The 25,811-nt window shown below is 57.3% G+C and carries 27 protein-coding genes; 14 read left to right on the plus strand and 13 right to left on the minus strand.

The genetic code is table 11. The features are described 5' to 3' along the window. Positions 1-5: 5 nt before the first annotated feature. The 4 genes from rpoH to ftsY all read right to left on the minus strand — a co-directional run bounded on the left by rpoH (position 6) and on the right by ftsY (position 3,924). Positions 6-860: an RNA polymerase sigma factor RpoH gene (gene rpoH / locus EYC82_RS12475; protein ID WP_279250697.1), complete on the minus strand. Its 855-nt coding sequence runs from the start codon at positions 858-860 to the stop codon at positions 6-8. 129 nt (positions 861-989) lie between these two features. Then, positions 990-1,970 carry a permease-like cell division protein FtsX gene (gene ftsX / locus EYC82_RS12480; protein WP_279249865.1) on the minus strand — a complete coding sequence of 327 codons (981 nt, stop codon included), beginning with the start codon at positions 1,968-1,970 and terminating at the stop codon, positions 990-992. Then, a complete protein-coding gene (gene ftsE, locus EYC82_RS12485) occupies positions 1,967-2,632 on the minus strand; it encodes a cell division ATP-binding protein FtsE (protein ID WP_279249866.1) in 666 nt (221 codons plus the stop codon). The genes ftsX and ftsE overlap by 4 nt, the downstream gene beginning before the upstream one ends. After that, on the minus strand, positions 2,629-3,924 hold the full coding sequence (gene ftsY, locus EYC82_RS12490; RefSeq protein ID WP_423243921.1) for a signal recognition particle-docking protein FtsY: 1,296 nt from the start codon (positions 3,922-3,924) through the stop codon (positions 2,629-2,631). Before ftsY ends, ftsE begins: the two co-directional genes overlap by 4 nt. Positions 3,925-4,236: 312 nt before the next feature. On the opposite strand from ftsY, the gene rsmD reads away from it, so the two are divergent. Further along, complete coding sequence (gene rsmD, locus EYC82_RS12495) at positions 4,237-4,833, plus strand: 16S rRNA (guanine(966)-N(2))-methyltransferase RsmD (protein ID WP_279249868.1); 597 nt, start codon at positions 4,237-4,239, stop codon at positions 4,831-4,833. A gap of 80 nt (positions 4,834-4,913) precedes the next feature. Beyond that, the gene (gene coaD / locus EYC82_RS12500; RefSeq protein WP_279249869.1) at positions 4,914-5,402 is read left to right on the plus strand and encodes a pantetheine-phosphate adenylyltransferase; all 489 of its coding nucleotides are present in this window, start codon (positions 4,914-4,916) and stop codon (positions 5,400-5,402) included. 8 nt (positions 5,403-5,410) lie between these two features. Here the strand turns inward: coaD and EYC82_RS12505 are convergent, their stop codons facing one another. The 5 genes from EYC82_RS12505 to radC all read right to left on the minus strand — a co-directional run bounded on the left by EYC82_RS12505 (position 5,411) and on the right by radC (position 8,037). Then, positions 5,411-5,809, minus strand: coding sequence for a hypothetical protein (locus EYC82_RS12505; RefSeq protein WP_279249870.1), 399 nt, complete (start codon positions 5,807-5,809; stop codon positions 5,411-5,413). A 56-nt stretch (positions 5,810-5,865) separates the two neighbouring features. Continuing rightward, positions 5,866-6,678, minus strand: coding sequence for a bifunctional DNA-formamidopyrimidine glycosylase/DNA-(apurinic or apyrimidinic site) lyase (gene mutM, locus EYC82_RS12510; protein WP_279249871.1), 813 nt, complete (start codon positions 6,676-6,678; stop codon positions 5,866-5,868). A 92-nt stretch (positions 6,679-6,770) separates the two neighbouring features. Beyond that, positions 6,771-6,926 (minus strand): 50S ribosomal protein L33, encoded by a 156-nt coding sequence (rpmG, locus tag EYC82_RS12515; protein WP_279249872.1) that lies wholly within the window; start codon positions 6,924-6,926, stop codon positions 6,771-6,773. Between the two features lie 12 nt (positions 6,927-6,938). After that, the gene (gene rpmB, locus EYC82_RS12520; protein WP_279249873.1) at positions 6,939-7,175 is read right to left on the minus strand and encodes a 50S ribosomal protein L28; all 237 of its coding nucleotides are present in this window, start codon (positions 7,173-7,175) and stop codon (positions 6,939-6,941) included. A gap of 184 nt (positions 7,176-7,359) precedes the next feature. Next, entirely contained in the window at positions 7,360-8,037 is a 678-nt protein-coding gene (radC, locus tag EYC82_RS12525; protein WP_279249874.1) for a RadC family protein, read from the minus strand. A gap of 94 nt (positions 8,038-8,131) precedes the next feature. On the opposite strand from radC, the gene coaBC reads away from it, so the two are divergent. The 4 genes from coaBC to slmA all read left to right on the plus strand — a co-directional run bounded on the left by coaBC (position 8,132) and on the right by slmA (position 13,775). Next, positions 8,132-9,334 carry a bifunctional phosphopantothenoylcysteine decarboxylase/phosphopantothenate--cysteine ligase CoaBC gene (gene coaBC / locus EYC82_RS12530; protein ID WP_279249875.1) on the plus strand — a complete coding sequence of 401 codons (1,203 nt, stop codon included), beginning with the start codon at positions 8,132-8,134 and terminating at the stop codon, positions 9,332-9,334. 123 nt (positions 9,335-9,457) lie between these two features. Then, a complete protein-coding gene (locus EYC82_RS12535; protein WP_279249876.1) occupies positions 9,458-12,094 on the plus strand; it encodes a phosphomannomutase/phosphoglucomutase in 2,637 nt (878 codons plus the stop codon). A 39-nt stretch (positions 12,095-12,133) separates the two neighbouring features. Then, positions 12,134-13,039 (plus strand): acetylglutamate kinase, encoded by a 906-nt coding sequence (argB, locus tag EYC82_RS12540; protein ID WP_279249877.1) that lies wholly within the window; start codon positions 12,134-12,136, stop codon positions 13,037-13,039. A gap of 100 nt (positions 13,040-13,139) precedes the next feature. Then, positions 13,140-13,775 (plus strand): nucleoid occlusion factor SlmA, encoded by a 636-nt coding sequence (slmA, locus tag EYC82_RS12545; protein WP_279249878.1) that lies wholly within the window; start codon positions 13,140-13,142, stop codon positions 13,773-13,775. Between the two features lie 5 nt (positions 13,776-13,780). On the opposite strand, the gene EYC82_RS12550 is transcribed toward slmA, so the two are convergent. Together EYC82_RS12550 and pyrE are read right to left on the minus strand one after the other, a co-directional pair. Beyond that, a complete protein-coding gene (locus EYC82_RS12550; RefSeq protein ID WP_279249879.1) occupies positions 13,781-14,419 on the minus strand; it encodes a hypothetical protein in 639 nt (212 codons plus the stop codon). 143 nt (positions 14,420-14,562) lie between these two features. Next, positions 14,563-15,219 carry an orotate phosphoribosyltransferase gene (pyrE, locus tag EYC82_RS12555; protein ID WP_279249880.1) on the minus strand — a complete coding sequence of 219 codons (657 nt, stop codon included), beginning with the start codon at positions 15,217-15,219 and terminating at the stop codon, positions 14,563-14,565. 259 nt (positions 15,220-15,478) lie between these two features. Between pyrE and EYC82_RS12560 the strand changes: the two genes are divergently transcribed. Continuing rightward, on the plus strand, positions 15,479-16,243 hold the full coding sequence (locus tag EYC82_RS12560; RefSeq protein ID WP_279249881.1) for an exodeoxyribonuclease III: 765 nt from the start codon (positions 15,479-15,481) through the stop codon (positions 16,241-16,243). Between the two features lie 15 nt (positions 16,244-16,258). Here the strand turns inward: EYC82_RS12560 and rph are convergent, their stop codons facing one another. After that, positions 16,259-16,978, minus strand: a complete 720-nt coding sequence (rph, locus tag EYC82_RS12565; protein ID WP_279249882.1) for a ribonuclease PH — start codon at positions 16,976-16,978, stop codon at positions 16,259-16,261. A gap of 180 nt (positions 16,979-17,158) precedes the next feature. On the opposite strand from rph, the gene EYC82_RS12570 reads away from it, so the two are divergent. The 5 genes from EYC82_RS12570 (at position 17,159) to EYC82_RS12590 (ending at position 21,810) form a co-directional block, all read left to right on the plus strand. Further along, the gene (locus EYC82_RS12570; RefSeq protein ID WP_279249883.1) at positions 17,159-18,013 is read left to right on the plus strand and encodes a YicC/YloC family endoribonuclease; all 855 of its coding nucleotides are present in this window, start codon (positions 17,159-17,161) and stop codon (positions 18,011-18,013) included. A gap of 46 nt (positions 18,014-18,059) precedes the next feature. Next, complete coding sequence (gene gmk / locus EYC82_RS12575) at positions 18,060-18,677, plus strand: guanylate kinase (protein WP_279249884.1); 618 nt, start codon at positions 18,060-18,062, stop codon at positions 18,675-18,677. 202 nt (positions 18,678-18,879) lie between these two features. Then, on the plus strand, positions 18,880-19,179 hold the full coding sequence (gene rpoZ, locus EYC82_RS12580; RefSeq protein ID WP_279249885.1) for a DNA-directed RNA polymerase subunit omega: 300 nt from the start codon (positions 18,880-18,882) through the stop codon (positions 19,177-19,179). A 50-nt stretch (positions 19,180-19,229) separates the two neighbouring features. After that, positions 19,230-21,347 (plus strand): RelA/SpoT family protein, encoded by a 2,118-nt coding sequence (locus tag EYC82_RS12585; protein WP_279249886.1) that lies wholly within the window; start codon positions 19,230-19,232, stop codon positions 21,345-21,347. 79 nt (positions 21,348-21,426) lie between these two features. Continuing rightward, positions 21,427-21,810 carry a Rid family detoxifying hydrolase gene (locus EYC82_RS12590; protein WP_279249887.1) on the plus strand — a complete coding sequence of 128 codons (384 nt, stop codon included), beginning with the start codon at positions 21,427-21,429 and terminating at the stop codon, positions 21,808-21,810. Between the two features lie 32 nt (positions 21,811-21,842). Here the strand turns inward: EYC82_RS12590 and EYC82_RS12595 are convergent, their stop codons facing one another. Next, positions 21,843-22,745, minus strand: coding sequence for a Rossmann-fold NAD(P)-binding domain-containing protein (locus EYC82_RS12595; protein ID WP_279249888.1), 903 nt, complete (start codon positions 22,743-22,745; stop codon positions 21,843-21,845). A gap of 74 nt (positions 22,746-22,819) precedes the next feature. On the opposite strand from EYC82_RS12595, the gene EYC82_RS12600 reads away from it, so the two are divergent. Together EYC82_RS12600 and recG are read left to right on the plus strand one after the other, a co-directional pair. After that, positions 22,820-23,731 carry a hydrogen peroxide-inducible genes activator gene (locus tag EYC82_RS12600; RefSeq protein WP_279249889.1) on the plus strand — a complete coding sequence of 304 codons (912 nt, stop codon included), beginning with the start codon at positions 22,820-22,822 and terminating at the stop codon, positions 23,729-23,731. Then, on the plus strand, positions 23,728-25,797 hold the full coding sequence (recG, locus tag EYC82_RS12605; protein WP_279249890.1) for an ATP-dependent DNA helicase RecG: 2,070 nt from the start codon (positions 23,728-23,730) through the stop codon (positions 25,795-25,797). The genes EYC82_RS12600 and recG overlap by 4 nt, the downstream gene beginning before the upstream one ends. Positions 25,798-25,811: the final 14 nt, after the last annotated feature.

Consider the following 25,811-nt stretch of genomic DNA (forward strand, 5'->3'; position numbering starts at 1 on the left):
TATTTTCAGGCAGAAAAACTGACCCGAATTTGCTTCATTGCCGCCTGTTCAAGCTGCCGAATGCGTTCGGCGGATACGCCGTACTGATCGGCGAGGTCGTGGAGCGTCGATTTTTTCTCCGACAACCAGCGCTGGGCCAGAATATCCCGGCTGCGCTCATCAAGCTCGCCCAGCGCACTATGCAGTAGGGCTTCATTGCTGTCCTGCCAATCACTGGATTCAAGAATATCGGAGGGGTCAGAGCTCTGATCTTCCAGAAAATACTGCGGTGCCTGCCAGGCACTGTCGTCTTCTCCATCTACTGGCTGATCGTATCCGAGATCCCTGCTACTCAAACGGCCCTCCATGCGCTGCACTTCACGGACATCAACGCCGAGGTCGTCTGCGATGGATTGGGCTTCATCTGCACTGAGCCAGGAGAGCGACTTCTTGGCGCTGCGCAAATTGAAAAACAATTTACGCTGGGCTTTGGTCGTAGCAACTTTGACGATCCGCCAGTTACGCAGGATGAACTCGTGCATCTCTGCCTTGATCCAGTGAACCGCAAAGGAAACAAGACGCACGCCCTTCTCAGGGTTATAGCGTTTCACCGCCTTCATCAGGCCGACGTTACCTTCCTGTATGAGGTCTGCCTCAGCGAGGCCATAACCTGAGTAGCTGCGCGCAATATGCACAACGAACCGCAGATGCGACATAACCAGCTCCCTTGCTGCCTGCAGCTCGCCATTGTAAAACAGGCCTTCGGCGAGCTCGCGCTCGCGCGCCACGGACAGGATCGGAATACTGCTAACGGCCTGAACATAGGCAGGCAGATTAGCACCGGGCACCATCTGGTCGATAGGTTGTAGGCTGTTGGTCATCATGCCCCCTCTCTTGGACGTCTCTCATTTTAGCACTCAATCTCTTAGAGTGCTAACGGGCGGAAAGTTCCCTGCGCAAAGATTAATCAGAACGCCTTTTTATATGCTTTTGGGTTATAAAGCGGTTGGCTAGCGCGGTTCTATGCGGGCGATATGGCGCGATACTGCTACCCAAGCCCCCGCCAAACCGAGGCATCCACCAATGATCACCAGGTTAAGAATGCCCATCACGCCAAGGCCAGCAAGCCTGAAGCCGCTCTCGTAGAGCAACACAAGTGCGCCAATTGGCCCCTCAAGAAACCATAGGCCACAGGATACCAGCAGGCCAGCCAGCAAACCGCCGCCCACGCCGTACCAGAGACCGGTATACAGGAACGGACGCCGCACAAAGCCATTACTGCCCCCTACCAACTTCACGACGACAATTTCGTCGCGGCGGCTCTCGATCGCAAGGCGAATGGTGTTGCCGAGGATAAGCAGTACGCCGATGATCAGCATACCGCCAATCGCGATCACCAGCCGTCGACTCAGCTCCATCACACTGGCCAGCCGTTGCAACCAGACCATGTCCAACACCGCCTCTGCCACTCCCTCATGCTGTTGCAGCTGCGCATGAAGATCCGTCATTTGGTCGTCACCGGATGCAACTGGCGTTACCAGTATCAGGTGCGGCAGGGGGTTTTCCTCCAGGCTGGACAGGACGTCGGCAAACCCGGAGAGACTGCGGAACTCATCCAACGCCTCATCTCGCGCAATCAACCGCGTCTCTCTGACCTGCTCCCAGCTCGCCAGCTCGACCTGCAATTGCCGCGCCTCCTCCTCATTTATCTGCATCTCCAGAAATACAGAAATACTGGCGGGGCTCTCCCAACTGGCCCTTAACTGGTTGACATTATCCAGCGCGATATTCAGACCCACGGGCAATGCCAGTGCAATGCCAATCACCAACCAGGTGAGCAGGCTCGCGCCGGGCTGGCCCAGCACGCGCGACAAGCTATCCGCCGCCGACAATCGATGGTGTTGTAACCACGCATTGTATTGATCACGCAGGCGGGCCTGGCTGTGACTCGCTCCCCCTCGACGGGAAGGACTTTCGCGGCGTTCGCTCACAGCGCACCCCCAGTGACGAGGCCACCATCACGCAGGGTGAGGAGACGGTGTTGCATGCGGGAAATCAGAACCAGATCATGGCTGGCAATCAAGACCGTGACACCGACCTGATTGAATTGCTCAAACAGGTTCATGATCTCCGCGGAGAGCTCCGGGTCGAGGTTGCCCGTGGGCTCGTCGGCCAGAAGGATTTTTGGTTTGCCCACCACCGCTCGCGCAATCCCAACGCGCTGCTGCTCACCACCAGACAGGGTAACGGGCATAGCCTGCTCGCGCTTGAGCAACCCGACCTTATCGAGGGCGGCTCTCACCCGCCGCCCAACTTCGCGGTAGTCATAGCCTGCTATGACCAGCGGCAGTGCCACATTATCGAAAACTGACCGATCGTGTAGCAGCCGATGATTCTGAAATACGACGCCGATATTCCGCCGGTGTCTTGGTATGCCGCGGCGGCGCACCTCTCTCAGGTTTTGATCGTCAACCACTACCTGGCCCCGGGTGGGGCGGTCCATCAACATAATGAGCCGCAGCAGCGTACTTTTGCCCGCACCGGAGTGGCCGGTGAGAAAGACCAATTCGTCCCGGGTTATTTCAAAGCTGACCTCCCGAAGCGCGTCGTGGCCCTCCCCAAAGCGCTTACTGACCCGGTCGAAGGTGATCATTCCAGCGGTTTATCTACAGCAAATAGAGCATCGATAAAGGCCTCAGCCTCGAAGGGTCGTAAATCGTCCACGGCCTCACCGACGCCGATATAGCGAATGGGAAGACTCAGCTTCTTCGCGATAGCAAAGATAATACCTCCCTTGGCGGTGCCATCCAGTTTGGTCAGGGTGATACCAGACACACCAACCCACTGCTGAAAATTTTCTGCCTGAGCCAAGGCGTTCTGCCCGGTGCCGGCATCCAGAACAAGCATCACCTCATGGGGCGCACCGGCGTCGAGCTTGCCCATTACGCGAACGACCTTCTCGAGCTCTTCCATAAGGTTGTCCTTATTGTGAAGCCGACCCGCCGTATCCGCAATCAGCACATCGATATTACGCGCTCTGGCCGCCTCCAGCGCATCGAATATCACCGAGGCGCTATCTGCACCGGTGTGCTGGGCAACAACCGGCACGCCATTACGCTCACCCCAGACCTCAAGCTGCTCTACAGCCGCCGCGCGGAAGGTATCACCCGCCGCCAACATCACTGACTTGCCATCGGTCATATAGTGTTTGGCCAGCTTGCCAATCGTAGTGGTCTTGCCAACACCATTCACTCCAACCATGAGAATCACAAAGGGAGTGTGTCCGGAAGCCTCAAGCGGGCTCTCACAAGGCCGCAGCAGATCAAGCAACTCCTCGCGCAGCGCCGCGCGCAGTGACTCGGGTTGTGTGAGCTCCTTGCGCGACACCCGGTTTGTCAGCCGCTCGATTATATCCAGCGTTGCATCGACACCCACGTCCGCCATCAACAAGGCCGACTCCAGCTCCTCGAAGAGGTCATCGTCGATTTCCTTACGCCCGAGGAACAGTGTCCCTGCACCCTGCAGGAGGTTGTCGCTGGTCTTTCCCAGGCCCTGACGCAGCCGAGCGAAAAGGCTCCTTTTCGATGCTGCGGCGTCTGGTTCCGGTTCCGGCTCTGGCTCGGGTTCTGGTTCTGGCTCTGGCTCTGGCTCTGGCTCTGGCTCTGGCTCTGGCTCGGGTTCGGGTTCTGGCTCGGGTTCGGGTTCGGGTTCGGGTTCGGGTTCTGGCTCGGGTTCGGGCTCTGGTTCTGGCTCTGGTTCTGGCTCTGGTTCTGGTTCGGGTTCTGGTTCTGGTTCTGGTTCTGGTTCTGGTTCTGGTTCTGGTTCTGGTTCGGGTTCTGGTTCTGGTTCTGGTTCTGGTTCTGGTTCTGGTTCTGGTTCTGGCGCCGATTCTGGCTCTGGCTCCGGTTCCGATACAACACCGGACGGCTGGGCGGGCTTGCCCACGCCCTTAGCGAAGCGCTTACCCATCCAGCCTGTCAGGCAGACGACCACAGCCACGGTGAAAAAAACCGCACCCAGGACTATGCCGGTCAGCAGTGGATCCGCCTTGGCCAGGGCTAGCAGATTTTCAGTGGAAACGGCCATGACGTCACTCCTCACAATCAATCAATCTCAATCGCCCGGGCACTATTGCGGGTTGAGCCAACAGGGCATTCGGTTCGTGCTTACAACAAGCCGTCAGGGTCGTGGTAAAATGGACGCCCTCACGAGCGCCGGGAAGGTGCCTATCTTACCACCCTTGGATATCGCGAACACATGTCACACGCCGGCAAGCAAGCGGGAAAACAGCAGGTCCGCATTATTGGGGGGCAATGGCGGGGGCGCAAGCTCTCCTTCAAGCCCGCCGCAGGCCTGCGTCCGACCGGTGACCGCATCAGGGAAACACTGTTCAACTGGCTGGCGGCGGATATTCAGGGAGCAAAGTGCGCAGACCTGTTTGCCGGCACCGGAGCCCTGGGGCTGGAAGCACTGTCACGCGGAGCGGCGCACTGCGATTTTGTTGACAGCTCGCCGGCCGCGTTGCACCAGATAAGCGAGCATCTGGATGCTTTGGGCGCAACTGAACGCGGCCACTGCATCGCGAGCACCGCCGGGGACGCCGTCGAGCAGGCCGCTGCGCCCTATGACATCGTGTTTCTTGACGCACCCTTTCAGTCCGGCCTTGTGGAACCCGCCATCAATGCGCTCTCTCAATACAACACTGTGCGAGAAGGAACACTCGTCTATATCGAAACGCATGTAAAAGAAGGCACACTGGTAACACCTGAGGACTGGCACCTGCACCGGGACAAGCACGCCGGGGCCGTGGCCTACCGTTTGTATCGGGTGTCGCCGCTCAGCACTGCCCGATAACAGGGCCCGAGCCAACGCATTGTCGCTGCAGCCCAAATTGTTTACCATCTTTCATCCTGCACGCACCGATGGCCGCCACAATGAGAACCAATTGCGTTATCTACCCTGGCACATTTGATCCTATTACCAACGGGCATGTGGACCTGACAGAGCGGGCCGCAAAACTGTTTGACCGGGTTGTGGTTGCGATTGCTTACAGTGAGACCAAAACTCCGCTATTCAACCTGGAAGAGCGTGTCGAGCTATGTGAGACAGCTCTTGCACATCTGGACAACGTAGAAGTTACCGGCTTCAGCAATCTGCTGGTAGATTTCGCCCGAAGCCAAGACGCCCGATGCGTGTTGCGAGGGCTGCGCGCGGTGGCAGATTTCGAATACGAGTTTCAGCTAGCCAATATGAACAGGGCCCTGTATCCAGAGTTTGAGAGTGTCTTCCTGACTCCAGCTGAGCACCTGTCCTATATCTCATCGTCGCTGGTAAGAGAGATTGCCTCCCTGAGTGGTGACATAGGTCCCTTCGTGCCGCCCAACGTGGCCGCAGCACTGCAGGAGCGTTTCACCAGCCGCTAGTGCACGCCTCAGGAGTCAGTCTGCGCAGCGGATTCCAAATCGGCTTTTTCGGCGGCACGCCTTTCTTCGCGACGCTTGATCGCCTCGCTGTCGTTGTTGGTATAGCCGGGCTGTCGACAACCAAGGCAGCGCATAAACGTGGTTTCCGCCGGCCCGGCAACAAGGGTATCGGCCGCTTCGCCAGCATGCCCTGCCAGCAGCGTGAATGGCAAGCTGACCAGAAACACCGCTGCTCCGCCCACGGTAAGCACCAAGCCTATAGGCCTCGCCACAAGCAGGTCACCCACCATTGCCCATTCACTCGGGCTTTCGTCCACAGCCTGCTGCGCCCACAATATCTGCGGCATCGCCAGACAACTGATTAGCAGGGCGGCCGTAGCCCGACGTGTAGCTGATTTTATTTTCATCACTATTGCCCCCGGTGGTTCCCAATCCCCTTTCTTATCCCCCTAGTTTAGCCTGTTCAGCGCTGGCAGGTCACGCAGTAGACGCTGGAGCGCTGACCCAGCCGAGTCTCGCGGAGCGTGTGGCCACACTGTTTACAGGCCTCTCCTTTTCGGCCGTAAACGAACAGCTTTTGGGCGAAGTATCCCGGCTTACCATCACCGCCCACAAAATCTCTTAGGGTAGTTCCGCCGCTGCTTATGGCGGTAGTGAGTACTTGCTTTATCTGGCTCGCCAGGTCGTCGTAGCGAGCACGGGATATGCGCCCGGATGCGCGATCCGGTCGGATTCCAGCGAGAAAAAGCGCCTCGTTAGCGTAAATATTACCAACACCAACAACGACTTTCGCGTCCATTATAAAGTTCTTTATAGGTCCTTTACGGCCTCGGGAGCAGCCATAAAGATACTTTCCGTCAAAATTCGCAGACAGTGGTTCGGGGCCCAGCTTACCCAGCAACGGGTGTAATTCTCCCCTCTCCAGCCAGAGACAGCAGCCAAAGCGACGCGGATCGTGATAGCGCAGGCACAAACCATTTTGCAACAGGATATCTATGTGGTCATGGCGGCGCGGCGGCTCGCCTTGAGGCACCAACCGGAGCGAGCCTGACATGCCAAGATGGACCAGCAGAGTGCCTGCACTGGTCCGGAACAACAGATATTTGGCCCGCCGCTCAACGCTCTGGAACACCTGTCCAACAAGCAGCGCTGGAAGCTGATCCGGCACCGGCCAGCGCAGGCGATGATCGCGCACCTCCACGGCGGTCACCCGCTGACCTTCACAGTGGGGCGACACCCCTCGGCGGGTCGTTTCAACTTCTGGCAATTCAGGCATAGTGGCGATGCACCCGTTTTTCCCCGATGCAGACACAAAAAACCCCGGTGGTTGCCGGGGTTTCTGTGTTTACACGCTGCGGCATGGCCGGGCTACTTGATTTTGCCTTCCTTGTAGACCACGTGCTTGCGAACAACCGGGTCATACTTCTTGATTTCGAGCTTGTCCGGCATAGTACGCTTGTTCTTATCCGTCGTATAAAAGTGGCCGGTACCCGCCGTTGAATTCAATCTGATCTTCTCTCTCACCAGTTTTCTCCTTTATACCTTCTCACCACGGGCACGCATGTCTGACAACACTTGCTCAATGCCCTTTTTGTCGATGATGCGCATGCCCTTACTCGATACACGCAGGCTGACAAAGCGCTTCTCTGAGGGTAACCAGAAGCGATGTTGGTGCAGGTTCGGCAAAAAGCGCCGACGTGTGCGGTTTTTCGCGTGTGATACGTTATTTCCTGCTACCGGACGCTTGCCGGTAACCTGACAGACTCTAGCCATGATTCTCACTCTCCCCTAAACACGCGGGAATTTCCGAAATAAACGGCGGGATTCAGGAACTTTGAAGGCCCCCGACCGCACAGAGCGCGCTTTTATACCAGAACACCCTGACCTAATCAACTTTAGCGCCAAAAAGCTGTTTTTACACCCATGGCCAGGGGCCAGAACCCGCTTGCCGAACGACTTAGAGCAATCCCTGCTCCGCAAAGGAGTAGGCCGGGCCGCTGCCCACGATAATATGGTCCAGCACCCGAATATCCAACAGCGCCAACGCGCCGACCAACCGCTCCGTGATGCGGCGATCGGCGGCACTGGGCTCTGCTACACCAGAGGGGTGGTTGTGGGCAAATATGACTGCTGCCGACCCGTACTGAAGCGCCCGGACCGCCACTTCCCGCGGGTACACCGCCGCACCGTCGAGCGTGCCGAAAAACAGGTCCTCACAGCGCAACACCCGATGCTGGCTGTCCATAAACAGACAGGTAAATACCTCTCGCGGGCGCGTGCCCAGATGATAACTCAGGAATCGCCGCGTGTGTCCGGGGCTGCTCAGCACATCACCATTGGCCCGCATCTCCTGCAGCGCTTGCCTCCGGGCCAGCTCCGTGGACGCCGCCAATTTTGCGTAGCGCGCTGGCCCCATCCCCGGGTGAGCCAGCAGGTCGGGCTGCCCGGCCCGCGCCAGCCCGACCAAACCACTGAAACACACCAATAGCTCCCGCGCTAGCATCAGCGAACCGCTGTCGCCAAAGCCGAGGTGCAGTAGCAGAGCCAACAGTTCCTCATCTGACAATGCCGCCGCGCCTCTTTCCAAAAGCCTGCTGCGCGGGCTCTCTGCCGGCATATCTCTCGATAGCTTCAATTGGCTCCTCCATGAGCAACTGCGCTCCAGTGTCAAATGGCACGGCACAATGGTATCTTTCCACCTCCGCTATTTTCCCAGCTTGGGTAGGCAAATGGCACATCTTTTCAATCGCAATATCCTCCTCGGTGTGAGCGGCGGCATCGCGGCTTACAAGGCGGCCGAACTGATCCGCCAGTTACAGGAGCACGGCGCCAATGTGCGCGTGGTCATGACACCAGGTGCGCAGGCATTCATTACACCACTGACCCTGCAAGCCCTCTCAGGTCACCCGGTACATACCGAGCTGCTGGACGAGGAGGCCGAGAAGGGCATGGGGCACATCGAACTGGCCCGGTGGGCGGATCTACTGCTAATAGCCCCCGCGACCGCGAACGTAATCGCACGACTGAGCGGCGGCCGCGCAGAAGATCTCTTGTCTACGGTTGCACTGGCCTGTCCGGCGCCGTTAATGTTGGCGCCTGCGATGAACCAGCAAATGTGGAAGAACGCCGGCACCGCAGTAAATATCGAGACACTCGCGCAGCGAGGCGCTCACATAGTAGGACCGGAAACCGGAGAACAGGCCTGCGGCGATATCGGACCGGGGCGCATGGAAACGCCGGCCATGATCGCCGCCGCGGCCGCCAGTGTTTTTGACACCGGGCTACTGGCAGGCAAACGCGTTGTTATCACCGCCGGGCCCACTCGAGAGGCACTGGATCCGGTGCGGTATCTGTCCAACCACAGCTCCGGAAAAATGGGCTACGCGCTCGCTCAGGCCGCGGTGGATGCCGGCGCAGTTACCACCCTGGTGAGCGGGCCCGTGAATCTCAAGGCGCCCGAGCAAGCGGGACTGGTGAACGTAGAAAGCGCTCAGCAGATGCTGAAAGCCTGCCTCGACCTCACGCCGGATTGCGACATTTTTATTGCCTGCGCGGCGGTAGCAGATTACCGGCCGGCCGTTATAGAACAACAGAAAATCAAGAAAGGGGCAGAGGAGTTACAACTCACCTTTTTACGCAACCCTGATATTGTCGCCACGATCAGCGGCTTACAACCACGGCCTTTCACAGTGGGCTTTGCCGCGGAAACAACCGGTGTGATCGACTACGCAAAAGACAAAATGCAACGCAAGGGTCTCGATATGATCGTGGCTAACGATGTCTCCGACCAAGCTATAGGCTTCAACAGTGACAACAATGCCGCCACGGCAATTTGGTCGGGAGGGGAGAAAGCGCTCCCCTGTGCAAGCAAGGCCAATATCGCCGCACAAATCATCGGACTGATTGCAGGCCAGATATCCGAGCCAGGCTAAACACCCCACATCACAGCAATACCAACGCGCTCTTGTGGCCTGGTAAAAACGGGACTATGTCCGTTTGAGCAAACTGCACGATGTACTATTATGCCTCGACAGACGTGAAACCTGACTCGATTAATGCTGCAGTTTAAAAAATCCAAAAAGAAAAAAGCAGCGCCGGTCAATGCCGAAGAAGCTACGGGCACCGGCACCCCCATGGGCATTTCTGCCAAGGGGAACGCACTCATCACTGCCGCTGCTGCAGCGTTACTGGTTGTTTTACTCCCGACAGTGCTGGGTTTCGGCTACCTGCTACTGCTACGGGACCCCGGCCTGCAAGAAATGCAGATTACGCAGTTGTCCTCGGCCTACGCGCAGCAGCAAGCGGCCAGTATTCAGAGGACGATATCCCAGCTGAAAGACCGCGTCGAAAGCGCCTCGCGGTCGCCACTGGCCCTGTCTGCCATCGCCAGCGAGTCAGAGAGCGACATCGCTCTGGTGGAAAGAGCCATTCTGGACTACTTCCCGGAGGTCATCAGTTTGCGTGTCATCCCTATCGGTGACATGGGCACTGCAGGTTTTGCCGGGGGCAACAGCGGTTTGCGCAACCATATAGAGTTAGACCTTGTCAGGCGCGCCAGTGAAGGCGAGAACACACAGCCGGAATCATACAAGTTTGAGGATCAGTGGCTCACCTCCATAGGCGCTCGTGTGCTACACCCTCGTATCCAGCAACGTTCTGCGGTCATCATCATCACCATTGAGAACCAGCGGCTGGAGAAAGAAATGAGAACGCCCACGGGCGCCTCGGGAAAATTCACCCTGATACAGAGTTTTTTGCCCGCAAAGGGCTCACAACGCACCCAGGTGATCGCTGCCAATGGCAGTGGTGCCGAAAGCGAGTACACCCGCTACGCAGACGTGCCCGACACCAACTGGCGTGTCGGCTTCAGCCCCTCCTCCGCGATGCTGGAGGGCCTTGCTCTCAGTCCATCGCCTTTGTATTCCGTGATGGGTCTCATCGTAATGGCGATTGTCCTCGCGCTGGGTTTTTTATTGTGGTTTTTCCCGCGAAAGCTGAAATCAGAAATCAACCGGGTAATTTCAGCGTCTGACCAGAAATCCACGCTCAGCCTGTCTATTCCAGAACTCGTCTCCATTGCCAAGCAGTTGCGTCGGGCAACACTGAGCACGCTGCGTCATAGCAGCAGTAATAACTGGACGATACCGGAAGCAGAGGTTGAAACCATTGGCTCTCATCCCCCGGAACGCGCTCTGCCCGAAACCCGCCCCAAGGTAAGCTCCGCAGGCACTGAGGCAGATCTGGATCTGGATCTCGATCTCGATCTCGATCTCGATCTGGCCGATGACAACATCGTCTCGGGGGATCCACAGCGACAAGCTGGCATTCCCCGCCACGTGTTTCGGGCTTACGATATTCGCGGCAACGCCGACACCGAGTTGACCGATGAGCTGGTCAGAAAAATCGGCCTGGCCATTGGTACCATCGCCGGCGAAAGAGGCGAACAGACTCTCATAGTGGGCTGTGACGGCAGGGTTTCCACGCCACGTATTAAATCGGTTCTGTTGCACGCCTTGATGGCGACAGGGCGCGACGTAGTGGACATCGGGCTGGTACCCACTCCGCTGCTGTACTTTGCCACCCGTCGGCTGAATCATCACTCCGGAGTGATGATTACCGGTAGCCACAACCCGGCAGACCAGAACGGGCTAAAAATCGTTATGAACCGGGAGACCATCGCCGCCGGCGGTATCGCAGAGATTCGGGATAGGGTTATAGAAGGTAGTTTCAGCACCGGAAAGGGCATGCTCACGGGCGAAGAAGTCATCCCCGCCTATGTGGATGAGGTCCTGCATGATATTGCCATCTCTATTCCTTTGAGGATTGTGGTCGACGCGGGGAATGGCGCAACCAGCGATATAGCACCGGCCCTGTTGGAGGAGCTTGGCTGCGAGGTGATTCCTCTCAACTGTGTCGTCGACGGATCATTTCCTGGCCATCCGCCAGACACCAGCAACGAGGACAACCTCGCACAACTGACCGAAAAGGTTGTCGAGGCCCGCGCAGATTTCGGTGTAGCTTTTGATGGCGACGGCGATCGGCTGGCCGTCGTTACGGGCAGTGGGCGGATCATACGCTCCGACGTCCTGCTGATGCTTTACGCGCAAGACGTGGTATCACGAAATCCAGGAGCCGATGTGGTATTTGACGTCAAGTGCAGCCGGCTGTTGTCCTCGCTCATCACGCAGCACGGTGGCAGGCCCGTGCTGTGGAAAACCGGCCATGCCTTTATGAAGGAGAAAATGCGCGAGACTAATGCGCTGTTGGGCGGCGAGTTCTCTGGCCACATGTTTTTTGGTGAGCGCTGGTACGGTTTTGACGACGGCATTTATGCTGCCTGCCGCCTGGCGGAAGTCCTGAGCACACACGGTGAAAGCCTGGACGAAAGTATCGGGAAATTCCCGGAGACTGTGAATACCCCGGAAATCATCATCCCCGTAGACGATAACTATAAATTCACACTAGTAGACAAAATTATAAACAATGCTGACTTTTCGGCAGGTAAAGTCAACATTATGGACGGCATTCGGGTAGATTTCAGTAATGGCTGGGGGCTGATTCGGGCATCCAACACAGGGCCCGCCCTCACCGCCCGATTTGAAGCAGATACCCAGGAAAATCTGGACATTATCAAGGAAGAGTTCAGGGCACAGATCGCCCTGGCCGACCCGACAATCAAGCTTAACTTTTGAGCCCCCGCACTGCGGGGAGTTACAACAACAGGCCACGCTATGTCCCTCAGTCGCGAAGATGCACTCAACGTTGCCCAGGTCCTGACCGAGGCCCTGCCTTATATTCAACGCTTCACCGGCAAAACCATCGTTGTAAAGTTCGGTGGCAATGCGATGGTTGATCCAGCACTGCATGAACATTTCGCGCGGGACGTGGTGTTGATGAAATTGGTGGGGATGAATCCTGTGGTGGTGCATGGCGGCGGACCGCAGATTGGTGCGCTGCTTGAAAAGCTTAATATCCAGAGCGAGTTCGTAGAGGGCATGCGTGTTACGGACGCCCAGACCATGGATGTGGTGGAAATGGTTCTCGGGGGCAGCGTGAACAAGGAGATCGTGTCCTCTATCAACCGCAACGGCGGCAAGGCCATTGGGGTGTCTGGAAAGGATGGCCAGATGATCCGGGCCAAGAAAATGACTGTTTCCCGCCCGGGACCGGAGCACGGCGCCCCCGAAATTGTCGATATAGGCCACGTGGGAGAGGTTGACCAGATCGACACCGAGGTGCTGCAAGTCATTCTTGACAGTAACTTTATTCCGGTCATCGCTCCCATTGGCGTGGGAGAGGATGGGAGCACTTACAACATCAATGCGGACCTCGTCGCCGGAACCCTGGCGCAGGTGCTGCAAGCCGAAAAGCTGATGTTGTTAACCAACATCGCCGGACTACTGGATAAACAGGGCGAGATTCTAACGGGCCTGACAACGGAGCAAGTAGACGCGCTGATTGCAGATGGCACCATCAGCGGCGGTATGCTGCCCAAAATTCGTTGCGCACTGGCGGCGGTAAAATCCGGCGTCAACACTGCACACATCATCGATGGGCGAGTACCTCACGCGGTCCTGTTGGAAACCTTCACGGATGAAGGTATGGGAACCTTAATTAGTAATAAGCAGCAAACCTAGAAAAAAACTTGAAGAAATAGTCCTCCATTTTGTCCGCGCTTATTGCAGGGGCGACACGTTATCGCTAGCATTGCATGACATACCTTCGCTGTGGATCGCCATGTCCCCCAGAAAATCTCAAAGGCGCCAGCAGATACTTGAAGCTCTGGCACACATGCTGGAGGCAAGCCCCGGCAGCCGCATAACCACGGCAGGCCTGGCCAGACAGGTCGGCGTTTCCGAAGCAGCGCTCTACAGGCATTTTCCCAGTAAGACAAAAATGTTCGAGGGCCTTATCGAGTTCATTGAAGAGACCTTGTTCAGCCGCATCAACCTCATTCTCACCGAAGAGCCAACAGCGGCACTGCGCTGCGAGAAAATGATCATGCTGCTCCTGGTATTCACCGAGCGCAATCCAGGACTGACCCGAATCCTCACCGGAGATGCCCTCGCGGGGGAGACAGACCGCCTGCATGCGCGAGTAGCGCAACTGTTCGAGCGTTTCGAAACGCAACTAAAACAGGTGATCAGGGAGGCAGAACTGCGGGAAGGCTTGAGGCCAAGCATTTCCCTGCCCGCGGCCTCAAACCTGCTAATGTCAGCGGCCGAAGGTCGAATTTCGCAGTATGTCCGCAGCGGCTTCCAGCGCCGTCCTACCACCGACTGGGCCAGCCAATGGCAACTTTTGATGGGGGGGTTCTTTCGCGAGGCTGTTACACAGCCCGCGCACGGACAGGCATCCGGACTGGCCGGTTAGGGCACTCAACGGGGTGAAGAAGCCCTTTCCGCGCTGAGGTTACGGCGCAGTTCGACCACATCCAGCAACATTCTAAAGCGCTTGATGTCGGCATCATACTCCCCCGAGATCTCCCTGATTTCCTGCTGCCGCTTCGCAATGTCCTTGTCCACGTTGACGATCTCCCCCCGCAGATCTTCGATCTTTCGCAGCCACTCCACCTCTACCTCATGCCCTGCGCGCTCTTTATCTGCAGCCTGGGTCTGGTAATTTTCGACTTGCTGTTTTAATGACCGCCTGTTGCCGCGCAGTATACTCAAGCGGATCTCGAGATTACCCAGCCCTCGACGCTGCGCGTCTTTGATATCCTCGATACTGCTATAGCGCAGCATCAGCGATTCATCCCAATCCCGCAGCCGCTGTTGCTCCGCAACAGCTTCCCGACGCAATTTTTCAGTCATCTCCTGGGATTCCAACTCTTCCTCGGTCAGTTCCCGCGGCACCACGTTGACAACCATACCCTTGCTATTGAGGACCTCGTAGCCAAGGGAAATTCGGTCTGCAGGCACCTGAAAATCGACCACGACCTTGCCTTGGGCATCGCTGTAACGGTAAAGCTTCTGGCTGAAGGCAGCACCGGCCAAGAACAGCTGGCCGCATGCCAAGACCCATACCAGTGCTCGACGCAGGGAGTGTAAACGGAGTGTCATCGCGACAATATAAAACGAGTATTGAGACTGAACAAGCGAGTGCTTAGCCTAATAATGCCATCGACAGCCGGGCCACATTAGCAGCAAGCGGCGTGCGCTCAGCTATCCACTATCGCCCCGAACTGCTCGCGATAGTGCTGCATGGCGCCGAGCAATTCCGTGGATTCCGCCCCGGCGCTGCCGAGGTAATCGATAATGTGCTCCAGAGCAATAATACTAATAACGGGAATCTCGTGGGCCTGACGCAATTCCTGCACCGCCGATACTTGGTCCACGCCTCGCTCCTGCCGATCCAGCCCGATAACGACTCCCGCCAGGGTTGCGCCCGCGTCCTCGATCATGGCGAGCACCTCGCGAACAGCAGTGCCAGCCGTTATTACATCGTCAATAACCAGTGCACGTCCTACCAAAGAGGCCCCTACCAGACTGCCGCCCTCCCCGTGGGCTTTCACTTCCTTGCGATTGTAGGCAAACGGCACATTGATACCGTGCTGATCAGCGAGCGCGATCGCAGTAGCTGTTCCTAAAGGAATACCTTTATAGGCGGGGCCCAGCAGCAAATCAAACTCCACACCTGAATCCACGATACACTGCGCATAGCAACGCCCCAGGGTTGCCATCGCGCGCCCCGTAGAAAACTTTCCCGCATTGAAAAAATAAGGACTGGTGCGGCCTGATTTGAGCTCAAATTGGCCAAATTGCAACACGTTACAGGCTCGGGCCAACTCGATAAATTCGGTCTGGTAGCCTTTCATAAGGGTCTTCCAATTCTGGTAAAGGGGTTTTGTATTCTTGCTAGCACGTTATAGAATAGGGTATTCCAGACCGGTTTTAAGCTTAATCGTTGGATCCTATCCGCTCGGCCCTGACTCTGTCCGTCCCGGCTCCATGAAGGACCCAACGGGCTGGCTTTTAAGCGATACCTAGAAGCTCAAATAATCCCGTCCGGGTCGTGCTGTTTCAAGCACCCCCCTGTCGGCGCATGATACACGCTCTCACCGTAAGGGGCCAAAGATGAGGATCATCAGTTTCAGCGCAGACGGCATCAGAAATGCTGCCGAAAACGGTTTCTACGACTGGCTGAAAGAGCAAGACGCTGACTTTGTCTGCGTCCAGGATTTGCAGTGCTCTGAATACGACCTGCAGGAAGCGGTATTTCACCCCGAGGAATATAACGCCTACTTCCTCGACGACGTCGATGGCAAGGCGAATGGCGTTGCGATCTACTGCCGCCAGCTCCCAAAAGCCATTATGACCGGCCTCGGATTCGCCGACTTTGACATGGAAGGCCGCTATATTCAGGCGGACTATGAAAATCTCAGTGTGGCTTGCCTGCTAGCGCCCAGTGCTGAGACCGGCAACGCCGAGCAGCAAGACCGCAAAAATGAGTTCTACGGCCTGCTCGGCTCGCACCTCCAGAAAATCCGTAACAAACGCAGGGAATTCATCATCTGTGGTAACTGGCATCTCGCCCATTGCCCCGCGGACATGCAGAACTCTCAGGAGAGCGCCACACAGTCCGGTTTTCTGGCAGAGGAACGCCAGTGGATTAATGAGGTGCTTGCCGCTGGCTACGTGGATGCTTTCAGGGAGGTGAGCTCTGACCACGACGAATTTAGCTGGCGGCCCGATGGTAACCGCGACAGTAATGGTTGGCGCACAGATTACCAGCTCGTTTCACAGGGGCTAAAGTACGCGGTGGATTATGGCGCCATCTATAAAAAACGGGTTTTTTCCAACCACGGGCCGGTCATCATGGACTACGATATCGAAACATGAGTGAAGCACTGCAACTTATTCGGCCAGCGCCGCCTTTTGTATATCAATCAACTGCTTGATTCCGCGCTCCGCGAGATCCAGCATACGGTTTAGTTCTTCCCTGGTGTAAGGCGCTCTTTCCGCCGTGCCCTGCACTTCAACGAACCCACCAGACTCCCCCATTATCACGTTCATATCAGTGTCCGCAGCAGAGTCCTCCGGGTAATCCAGATCGAGTACCGCCTCACCCTGATATATTCCAACTGACACAGAGGCCAGCAGCTGCGAGAGAGGGTTGTCAGAAATCAATTTCTTATCGCGCATGTAGCTCACCGCATCCGCTACAGCAACACAAGCCCCAGTGATCGCCGCAGTGCGGGTGCCGCCGTCGGCCTGAATCACGTCACAGTCAACCGTTATCGTGTTCTCTCCCAGGCGAGACAGATCAAGTGCCGCCCTCAGTGAACGACCGATCAGCCGCTGGATTTCCACCGTACGCCCGCCTTGTTTACCGCGGCTCGCTTCACGTCCCATGCGACTTCCCGTAGACCGCGGCAACATCCCGTATTCGGCAGTGACCCAGCCTCTGCCCTCCCCGCGCATAAAGCCGGGCACGCCTTTCTCCACTGAGGCCGTGCAGATCACCTGGGTATCGCCAAAGCACACAAGCACAGACCCTTCGGCATGGCGGGTGAACTGGCGGGTAATTGTCACTTTGCGCAGTTGATCAACACTGCGGCCACTGGGTCGTTGCATATAAAGCTCCATGAAAATAATTCGCCGCCGTAGTATACGCGAGGCGAACGCTGGTTTCATTTCTAAAGGCGACAGGGCCGTACTGCGAACCTCGCACTCGCCTGTAAGGGTCTATAACAAACTGCTACACTCGGTTACTTGTCGCGCAATCCAGAGCCACTACGCAAAATGATCCAGAGCATGACCGCCTTCGCACGAGAGAGTGCCCCTCTGAACGAGGGCGTCCTCACAGTGGAATTGCGCACCGTCAATCACCGCTACCTCGACTGCACGTTCAAATTGCCCGACGCCCTGCGAGTGATGGAACCACAGCTGCGCGACGAGGCAGGTAAAGCACTCGCCAGGGGTAAGCTCGAATGTCTGGTGCGCCTGCAGGCGCACCAGAACAACACCACAGCGTATCGAATCGATGACCAGCGCCTTGCGGACCTGCTGCAAGCCGTTGACGCGCTGCAGACACAATTGCGGGAACCGGCCCCCGTCAACGCCCTGCAGGTCCTGCAGTTCCCCGGCGTTTACACGCAGGCTGAAGAAACGAACGAGGCCCTGCAGCAGGCCGCGTCAACCCTGTTTAGCGAGGCTCTCAAGAATTTGCAGGAAACGCGCGGGCGCGAGGGGCAAACACTGGCCGGGCTAGTACTCGACCGATTGTCTCAGGTTGAATTCGAGGTCGAAGCCACACGCAAGGTGCTGCCCGAGCTGAGGGAACAACAGAAACAACGCCTACAGACGCGTATTGAAGCCCTCGATGTGGACGCGGACCCGGGGCGTATCGAGCAGGAAATGGTATACCTCGCCCAACGCGCGGATGTGGACGAAGAGCTGGACCGGCTGGATGCGCATATCAGCGAAGTGCGTAGAGCGCTGAAGAAGGGCGGCCCCTGCGGGCGAAGACTGGATTTTCTGATGCAGGAACTTAACCGTGAGGCCAACACGCTGTCGTCAAAGTCGCAGTCATCCAAGACCACACAAAATGCGGTAGAGCTAAAAGTACTGATCGAGCAAATGCGTGAGCAAATCCAGAACATCGAATAATAATCGTGTTATCTATCCTAGACTCTGCGAGGCCACACACACTGACATGACAAGCATCGGTACACTGTTCACTGTGTCTGCGCCCTCGGGCGCAGGCAAAACCAGCCTGGTCAACGCGCTGATAGAGCAGTGCGAAGGCCTACTGGTATCGGTTTCCCACACAACAAGGCCCCGCCGACCGGCAGAGGTCGATGGCGTAAATTACAACTTCGTCAGCGAGCCGGGCTTCCGGGCGATCCTTGAACGCGGCGAGTTCCTGGAGCACGCCAGGGTCTTCGACAATCTCTACGGCACTTCTGCAGTCTGGGTAGAGGAGCAGCTAAGCCACGGACACGACGTTATTCTGGAGATTGACTGGCAGGGCGCGCAGCAGGTCAAGCGGCTTATGCCCCAGGCCAAAGCCATCTTTATCCTTCCTCCGTCCCGGGACACGCTACTGGAACGGCTGCGGGGTCGAGGGCAGGATGACGCCGGCATCATACAGAAACGCATGGATGTCGCCGTTGAGGAGATGTCTCATTACGTGGAAAGCGATTTCATGGTGGTCAACGCCAATTTCGACAGGGCTTTGGCAGAACTGACCGCCATCGTGAACAGCCAGCGGCTGGCAACCCCCCGGCAGCAGGCCCTGCTGGCAGACATGCTGAGGGGTTTGCTCAGCTAGCGCCCTTTTTGGTGCTACCCGCATTGCCACTGGACGCACCCCGGGTCAATCGCGGTATAATCAGCGGTTCCCCTTGAAAATTATGCCGGTCACTGTTGAGATGAGTTACGTGGCTGTCAAGTTTAGATAAACCGTGTCCGCGGCATTCTTTGATGAATTCCGCTGTATTTTCAGGGCACACGCACAGAGGAAGTATCGAGCAATGGCACGTGTAACTGTAGAAGATTGCCTTGAAAACGTCGAAAACCGATTCGAGCTGGTAATGGTGGCCAGCAAGCGGGCTCGACAAATGGCCACAGGCGGCAAGGATCCCCTGGTTCAGGAAGAATCAGACAAACCCACTGTTATCGCCCTGCGCGAGATCGCGGAAGGTTTGATCACCAATGAGATTCTCAGCCGGGAATCGGAAATGGAAGCCGAGGAAGAGCTGGCCGAAGTGATGGAAGGTATCGATGTTGAAGAGCCTGCAATAACCACCACGGAGAGCCCTGAAACTCCTTGAGGCCGCCGGGCCCACCCCGGTGGGCATCGCTGGCCGGGTCATAGACCACTATGGAAACCATTGATGCCCTCAACACCACTCTCCGTACTTATCTCGATTCCGAGCAGACAGCGTCCGTAAACCGCGCTTACTACTTCGCGGAGCAAGCTCACTACGGACAGCGCCGGCGCAGTGGTGAACCCTACGTCACCCACCCCCTCGCCGTGGCCGGCATACTCGCCGAAATGCACATGGACCACCAGAGCCTTGTGGCGGCGATGCTGCACGATGTTATTGAAGATACAGGCATAGAAAAAACCGCCATCGGTGAGCAGTTCGGCTCCACTGTGGCGGACCTGGTCGACGGCGTCAGCAAGCTTACCCAGATTGAATTCCAGTCTCTGGAAGAGAAGCAGGCGGAGAACTTCCAGAAAATGGCACTGGCCATGGCGCGGGATATTCGCGTGATTCTGGTCAAGCTGGCAGACAGGCTCCACAACATGCGCACCCTGGGCGTGCTGGATTCCAAAAAGGCACGGCGCATTGCCCGAGAGACGTTGGATATCTATTCCCCCATCGCCATGCGCCTGGGAATAAACAGTGTACGGCTGGAGTTTGAAGACCTTGGTTTTCGCGTTCTTTATCCGATGCGCGCAAAACGCATCGAAATTGCCATGGCGCAGGCTCGAGGAAACAGGACGGAGCTGGTTTACAAGGTCCGCGACCAGATCAAAGCCACACTGCAGCAGGAAGGCCACCAGGTAGAGGTGCTCGGACGTGAGAAGCACTTGTACAGTATTTACAAGAAAATGCGCTCAAAGCGGAAGTCCTTCTCCGACATCATGGATATCTATGCCTTTCGGATCATTGTTGACTCCGTCGATACCTGCTACCGCGTACTGGGCTGTATTCACAGCCTGTATAAACCCGTACCGGGCGAGTTCAAGGACTATATCGCCATACCCAAGGCCAATGGCTATCAATCGCTGCACACTGTGCTGATGGGCATGCACGGTGTGCCCGTCGAGGTGCAAATCCGCACGCAGGAAATGGAGGATATGGCAAACAATGGCATCGCTGCCCACTGGCTTTACAAAAGCGACGGCCAGTCCGCCAATGGCAGCCACACCCGCGCCCGTGAGTGGGTACAGGGACTGCTGGAAATGCAGCAGCGAGCCGGCAACTCCCTTGAGTTTATCGAAAGCGTCAAGATTGACCTCTTTCCCGATGAGATTTACGTGTTTACACCCAAGGGCCGAATACTCGAACTTCCCCGACGCGCCACCGCAGTAGACTTTGCCTACGCCGTTCATACCGATGTGGGTAATCATTGCGTGGCCTGCCGTATTAACCGACGCTTGGCGCCGCTATCAGAGCCACTGCAGAGCGGCCAGACGATTGAAATAATGACATCCGAGGGCGCTCGACCCAATCCGTCCTGGCTGGACTATGCCGTTACGGCAAAGGCGCGCTCAAACATTCACCACTTCCTCAAAAATCAGACCCGGAATGATTCAATGGCATTGGGCCGCAGCTTGCTGGAAAAGGGTCTGGCTGGCTTTCACAGCAATCTGGACAGTCTTCCGGAGGCGAAACTCGCCGATTTTCTCGAGCACAATGGCTATAACGACCTCAATAACCTGCTGCTGGACATTGCACGTGGCAATCGCCTGCCGACCTTCACCGCCCAACAACTGCTGCACGAAACGTTCGACGATCAGGCAAAGCCTGATGGTGAGGGCGCGCAACCGGTCGATATTCGCGGCACAGAGGGCTTCGTGGTGAGTTATGCCCGCTGCTGCCACCCGATCCCTGGCGACGCCATAGAGGGCTACCTGAGCCTTGAGAAGGGCGTGGTGGTGCACCGGGAGCAGTGCAACAACCTCAACGATATGCGCGATCACAGTGAGCGACAGGTCGCCTTGCGCTGGGACAAGGAGGTAGAGGGTGAGTACCTGGCCGAACTGCGTATCGAGGTGGAAAACCGGCGGGGGATGATTGCGGTCATCGCTACCCGCATTAACAGTATGGGCGTCAATATTGAGAAGATTGCCTCCGACGTGAAGGACTACCAGTTTACTTACGTCAATCTCGAAATGCTGGTGACCGACAGAGTGCACCTGGCTCGGATTATGAAGCGGCTGCGCACTATTACCCACGTGCACAGGGTTACGCGAGTCAAAAACTGAAGACAAACAGTGCGGCTGGGCAGGCTCCACGGGGTTGTCCAGTCACTCGTCAGCAACACGTCGAACACGGAGGTACGCGGTGAGTAACCGAGCCATCATTGCAACGCCGGACGCGCCGGAAGCGATCGGTCCCTATTCACAGGCGGTCAAAGTAGGTAACACCGTGTGGCTATCCGGTCAGATTCCGCTGATACCCGGCACGTCTGAGTTGGTCAGTGATAATATCAAAGACCAGGCCACACAGGCCTTCAACAACCTTGCTGCGATAGCCGTGGCAGCCGGAGGCAGCCTGGACAAGGCGGTCAAAATCAATATATCGCTGGTAGACCTCTCCCACTTCGCCAGCGTGAACGAGATCATGGCGAACTTTATTTCGCCGCCTTTTCCGGCCCGCGCCTGCGTGCAGGTAGCCGCACTGCCCAAGGGAGCGCAGATCGAAATCGAGGCTATTCTCGTCCTGTAGCCCAACGCCCCTGCGTGATGCGCTGAACTAGATCAGGCACTTTCCGGCACATTGCCGGGGTGATCGTGGAGCGCAAGCAACGCGCTATACCCCGCTTTGTAGTCCGGGTATATTAATTGGTAGCCACTGTCGCGCAGTTTTCGGTTCAGGCACCGCTTGTGCCCCGCACGATTGTGTCGCGTGGGGTCACTGGCGGCATCGGGCAGCGCGCTTTCCAGCTCAGCCACTCCCATTTGTGCTGCCAGCCAGGACTCGACTGCGTAGCGAGGGGAGGGCTGGTTATCCACACCAATATAAACAGGCTCCAGGTCAGCACCGATCTCTGACTGCTGCAACAGGTACGCAAGAAATCCGGCACAATCTTCCCGATGAATGCGGTTGGTGTAGCTCACCGGCCGAGGGGGGCACAATTCACCGCGGCGCACCCGTGACAACAGCCTGCCGCCCGGAATACCGTAGATGCCGGCAAACCGCACCACCGACGCACGATGCCCTGAATCCAGCAATTGCCGCTCCGACTCGATGATTGCCTGGGCCCATGGGTCGTCACGAGACAATGCGCTGTCCTCGTCAACCCAGCCTCCCTCCGATTCGGCAAATACTCGCGTACTGCTGGCCATCAGAATACACCGCGGGCGATGCTCACCCAGCCCGCAGAGAAGGTTTGTCATGGCCTGCTGGAACCCTTTGACGTAACCCGCTGTAGACCGGTCAGGGGGATTAAATGTGGCAAGCACAAAGTCCGGCGCCAGAGTCGCGGCAAAATCCAGACTTCCCGGCAGGGTATAGTCCCCAGACCGGGCATTGATCTGCAATGGCAACTTGGCAACATTGCGCCGCAGCCCGGTGACTTCCCAGTCGCGTTCCGCCAACAGGGACCCTGCACGAATGCCAAGGTCGCCGCAGCCTACAATTAGAACAGAACTGCTCTTCATATTATTGTCTCTCACTGGTTACACTAAGGGCCTTTGAACAAGGCTCCTCGCAGCCAAGGGCACGGCTTACGCCTATGACATTAACAGAATTACGCTACCTTGTGGCACTGGCAGAGACAGGACATTTTCGCAAGGCCGCAGAGCAATGCAGTGTCAGCCAGCCTACCTTGAGTATCGCTATCAAAAAGCTGGAGTCAGAACTGGGGATCAGCCTGTTTGAACGGGCTCGCCATAAGGTTGCCACTACCCCTACGGGAGACGGGATTGTAGACCAGGCGCGGTCGGTCCTCAACGCAGTGCAGGGTCTTTACGATCTGGCTGAACTGGGCAAGGACCCGTCGGGCAGCGTGCTCTCCGTAGGCGCAATTTACACGGTGGGGCCTTATCTATTTCCCCAGATGGTCAGCGCTATGCAGGAATCGGCGCCCCAGATGCCTTTGTACATAGAAGAAAGTTACACACACATCCTCCGCGGTAAACTAAGCGGGGGAGACCTGGATGCGATCTTCGTCGCACTACCTTTCGAAGACGTTGATGTCGTAACACGCGCGCTCTTCGATGAACCCTTTGTCGTTGTGGCACCTCGGGGACATCTCCTCGCGGGCGAGCGCGCTATCGCACCATGTGCACTGGCAGATCATCGCGTATTGCTTATGGGTGAGGGTCACTGTTTTCGAGACCAAGTACTGGAGGCCTGTCCGGGCCTGGCGGACGCGGTAAGAGAGCAGGCCGCCAAGGGGGAAGCGCCGGTCGAGGGTAGCTCATTGGAAACGCTAAAGCACATGGTGGCCAGTGGCCTGGGCATTACAGTCTTGCCGAAGTCAGCGGCTCTGGACTCGGGCTATGACAAGAATAACGTGGTTGTGATCCCTTTCCTGGACCCACCGCCCTCACGCCGTATCGCGCTCGCCTGGCGGGCCAGCTTTCCGCGCCCGGAGGCAATTGACCTTTTGATCAACGCCCTGCGAGCCCGGCCGCTATCTTGACACAGCACATCGCCAATCAATCCGTTGAGATACTGCACGGCGTCGGGCCGGCACTCGCCGGCAAGCTTGCCGACTACGGTGTCCGAAGCCTTCAGGATCTGCTTTTCCACTTGCCACTGCGCTATCAGGATCGAACCCGCATTACACCTATCGCCACCGCCCGAGAGGGTGATGATATTGTTGTTGAGGGTGATGTGATGGCCGCGGACGTGGTGTTTGGCAGACGTCGCAGTCTTGTTGTGCGCTTACAGGACGGCAGCGGCACGCTGACCTTGAGATTTTTTCATTTCTCGGCCGCACAGAAAAACAATCTCTCCTGCGGGACGCGACTGCGTTGCTTCGGTCAAGCACGCAGAGGCAGCAGCGGCATCGAGATGTATCATCCCGAATACCGGCAAGTTCTGGACGAAGATTCACCCGTGGATACTTCGCTGACACCGATCTACCCGACCACCTCGGGCATTGGGCAGAGCCAGTGGCGCAAGCTGTGTGCTCAGGCCGTGGCGAGGCTTGAAGGGGAGGAAGTCCACGAACTACTGCCCCCCAACGAGCGCTACCCCTACGAGCTGACGCGGGCCCTGCACTACCTGCATGCACCTCCACCGGACGCGCCGCTGGAACAACTGCGCGAGGGGCGCCACCCTGCACAACTGCGCCTGGCACTGGAGGAACTGGTCGCTCACAACCTGTCCCTCTGCAGACTGCGTGAAAATCAGCAAAGGGAAGGCGCGCCGGCATTGCCTTCCCAACCCCAACAGCTGGACGCGTTTTTTGCCGCGCTGCCCTTCAACCCAACCGGCGCTCAACGGCGGGTACTGTCAGAGATCGCAGCAGATCTTGCCAAGCCATTACCCATGATGCGGCTGGTGCAGGGTGATGTGGGCTCGGGAAAGACTCTCGTGGCCGCAGGGGCTGCATTACAAGCGATCTGCAACGGCTACCAGGTTGCCCTGATGGCACCTACCGAAATCCTTGCGGAACAGCACCGCCATAATTTCCAGCAATGGTTCGAGCCTTTGGGTATCACGATGGAGTGGCTCAGTGGTCGCTCCAAGGGCAAACGACGAGCGCGCGCTCTCGCGCGCATGGTATCCGGAGAAGCGAGCCTGGTGATCGGTACCCATGCCCTGTTTCAGGATGACGTCGAATTTTCGCGTCTTGGATTGGTTGTCGTCGACGAACAGCACCGTTTCGGTGTGCACCAGCGCCTTGCACTGACACGAAAATCCTCCCCCGAGGAGGGGCAGCCCCATCAACTCATCATGACGGCTACGCCGATACCCCGAACACTGTCGATGGTCGCCTACGCAGATCTTGATGTCTCCATTATCGACGAACTGCCTCCGGGAAGATCGCCGGTAGGTACCGCGCTGATCGACAGCAGCCGGCGCGCAGAGGTGGTTAACCGGGTGGCGGCAGCCTGTGCGGAAGGTCGTCAGGCCTACTGGGTATGCACACTTATCGAGGAAAGCGACACACTGCAAGCACAAGCGGCTGAAGCGACAGCGACAGAATTGCAGCAGGCGCTGCCGGCTCTGAGGATCGGCCTCGTTCACGGGCGGCTCAAGCCTGCAGAAAAGGAGCTGGTCATGTCCGCATTCAAGAGTGGAGAGGTATCGCTGCTGGTGGCCACAACTGTTATCGAAGTGGGCGTCGATGTTGCCAACGCCAGCCTGATGGTTATCGAAAACCCGGAACGCCTGGGCCTCGCACAGTTGCACCAGCTGCGCGGCAGAGTAGGGCGGGGCGAGCAGGCGAGTCACTGCGTATTGCTGTATCAGTCGCCCCTCTCGGCGAACGGTCGTCAGCGTTTGTCGGTACTGCGTGAGAGCACAGACGGTTTTTACATCGCGGAGAAAGACCTGCAGCAGAGAGGGCCAGGAGAGGTGCTAGGCACGAGACAGACTGGCCTCATGGAGTTCCGGATAGCCGAGCTGCCTGCCCACAATCATCTGTTGGACGATGTTCAGTCTATCTCGGACACTATCCGCCAAACCCGCCCCGAGCTGGCGGAGCCACTGATCACACGCTGGACAGGCAGTCGACAGCACTTCGCCAAAGTATGAGCAGGGCCTGACCG

It is taken from the genome of Candidatus Marimicrobium litorale (assembly GCF_026262645.1).
Taxonomy (GTDB): Bacteria; Pseudomonadota; Gammaproteobacteria; order Pseudomonadales; family Halieaceae; genus Marimicrobium; species Marimicrobium litorale.

What these genes read in the sequence shown, in the direction of transcription:
- rpoH (WP_279250697.1), bottom strand. Translation starts at nt 860, where the DNA reads ATGACCAACAGCCTACAACCTATCGACCAGATGGTGCCCGGTGCTAAT.
- ftsE (WP_279249866.1), bottom strand. Translation starts at nt 2,632, where the DNA reads ATGATCACCTTCGACCGGGTCAGTAAGCGCTTTGGGGAGGGCCACGAC.
- rsmD (WP_279249868.1), top strand. Translation starts at nt 4,237, where the DNA reads ATGTCACACGCCGGCAAGCAAGCGGGAAAACAGCAGGTCCGCATTATT.
- coaD (WP_279249869.1), top strand. Translation starts at nt 4,914, where the DNA reads ATGAGAACCAATTGCGTTATCTACCCTGGCACATTTGATCCTATTACC.
- EYC82_RS12505 (WP_279249870.1), bottom strand. Translation starts at nt 5,809, where the DNA reads ATGAAAATAAAATCAGCTACACGTCGGGCTACGGCCGCCCTGCTAATC.
- mutM (WP_279249871.1), bottom strand. Translation starts at nt 6,678, where the DNA reads ATGCCTGAATTGCCAGAAGTTGAAACGACCCGCCGAGGGGTGTCGCCC.
- rpmB (WP_279249873.1), bottom strand. Translation starts at nt 7,175, where the DNA reads ATGGCTAGAGTCTGTCAGGTTACCGGCAAGCGTCCGGTAGCAGGAAAT.
- coaBC (WP_279249875.1), top strand. Translation starts at nt 8,132, where the DNA reads ATGGCACATCTTTTCAATCGCAATATCCTCCTCGGTGTGAGCGGCGGC.
- EYC82_RS12535 (WP_279249876.1), top strand. Translation starts at nt 9,458, where the DNA reads ATGCTGCAGTTTAAAAAATCCAAAAAGAAAAAAGCAGCGCCGGTCAAT.
- argB (WP_279249877.1), top strand. Translation starts at nt 12,134, where the DNA reads ATGTCCCTCAGTCGCGAAGATGCACTCAACGTTGCCCAGGTCCTGACC.
- slmA (WP_279249878.1), top strand. Translation starts at nt 13,140, where the DNA reads ATGTCCCCCAGAAAATCTCAAAGGCGCCAGCAGATACTTGAAGCTCTG.
- pyrE (WP_279249880.1), bottom strand. Translation starts at nt 15,219, where the DNA reads ATGAAAGGCTACCAGACCGAATTTATCGAGTTGGCCCGAGCCTGTAAC.
- EYC82_RS12560 (WP_279249881.1), top strand. Translation starts at nt 15,479, where the DNA reads ATGAGGATCATCAGTTTCAGCGCAGACGGCATCAGAAATGCTGCCGAA.
- rph (WP_279249882.1), bottom strand. Translation starts at nt 16,978, where the DNA reads ATGCAACGACCCAGTGGCCGCAGTGTTGATCAACTGCGCAAAGTGACA.
- EYC82_RS12570 (WP_279249883.1), top strand. Translation starts at nt 17,159, where the DNA reads ATGACCGCCTTCGCACGAGAGAGTGCCCCTCTGAACGAGGGCGTCCTC.
- gmk (WP_279249884.1), top strand. Translation starts at nt 18,060, where the DNA reads ATGACAAGCATCGGTACACTGTTCACTGTGTCTGCGCCCTCGGGCGCA.
- rpoZ (WP_279249885.1), top strand. Translation starts at nt 18,880, where the DNA reads ATGGCACGTGTAACTGTAGAAGATTGCCTTGAAAACGTCGAAAACCGA.
- EYC82_RS12585 (WP_279249886.1), top strand. Translation starts at nt 19,230, where the DNA reads ATGGAAACCATTGATGCCCTCAACACCACTCTCCGTACTTATCTCGAT.
- EYC82_RS12595 (WP_279249888.1), bottom strand. Translation starts at nt 22,745, where the DNA reads ATGAAGAGCAGTTCTGTTCTAATTGTAGGCTGCGGCGACCTTGGCATT.
- EYC82_RS12600 (WP_279249889.1), top strand. Translation starts at nt 22,820, where the DNA reads ATGACATTAACAGAATTACGCTACCTTGTGGCACTGGCAGAGACAGGA.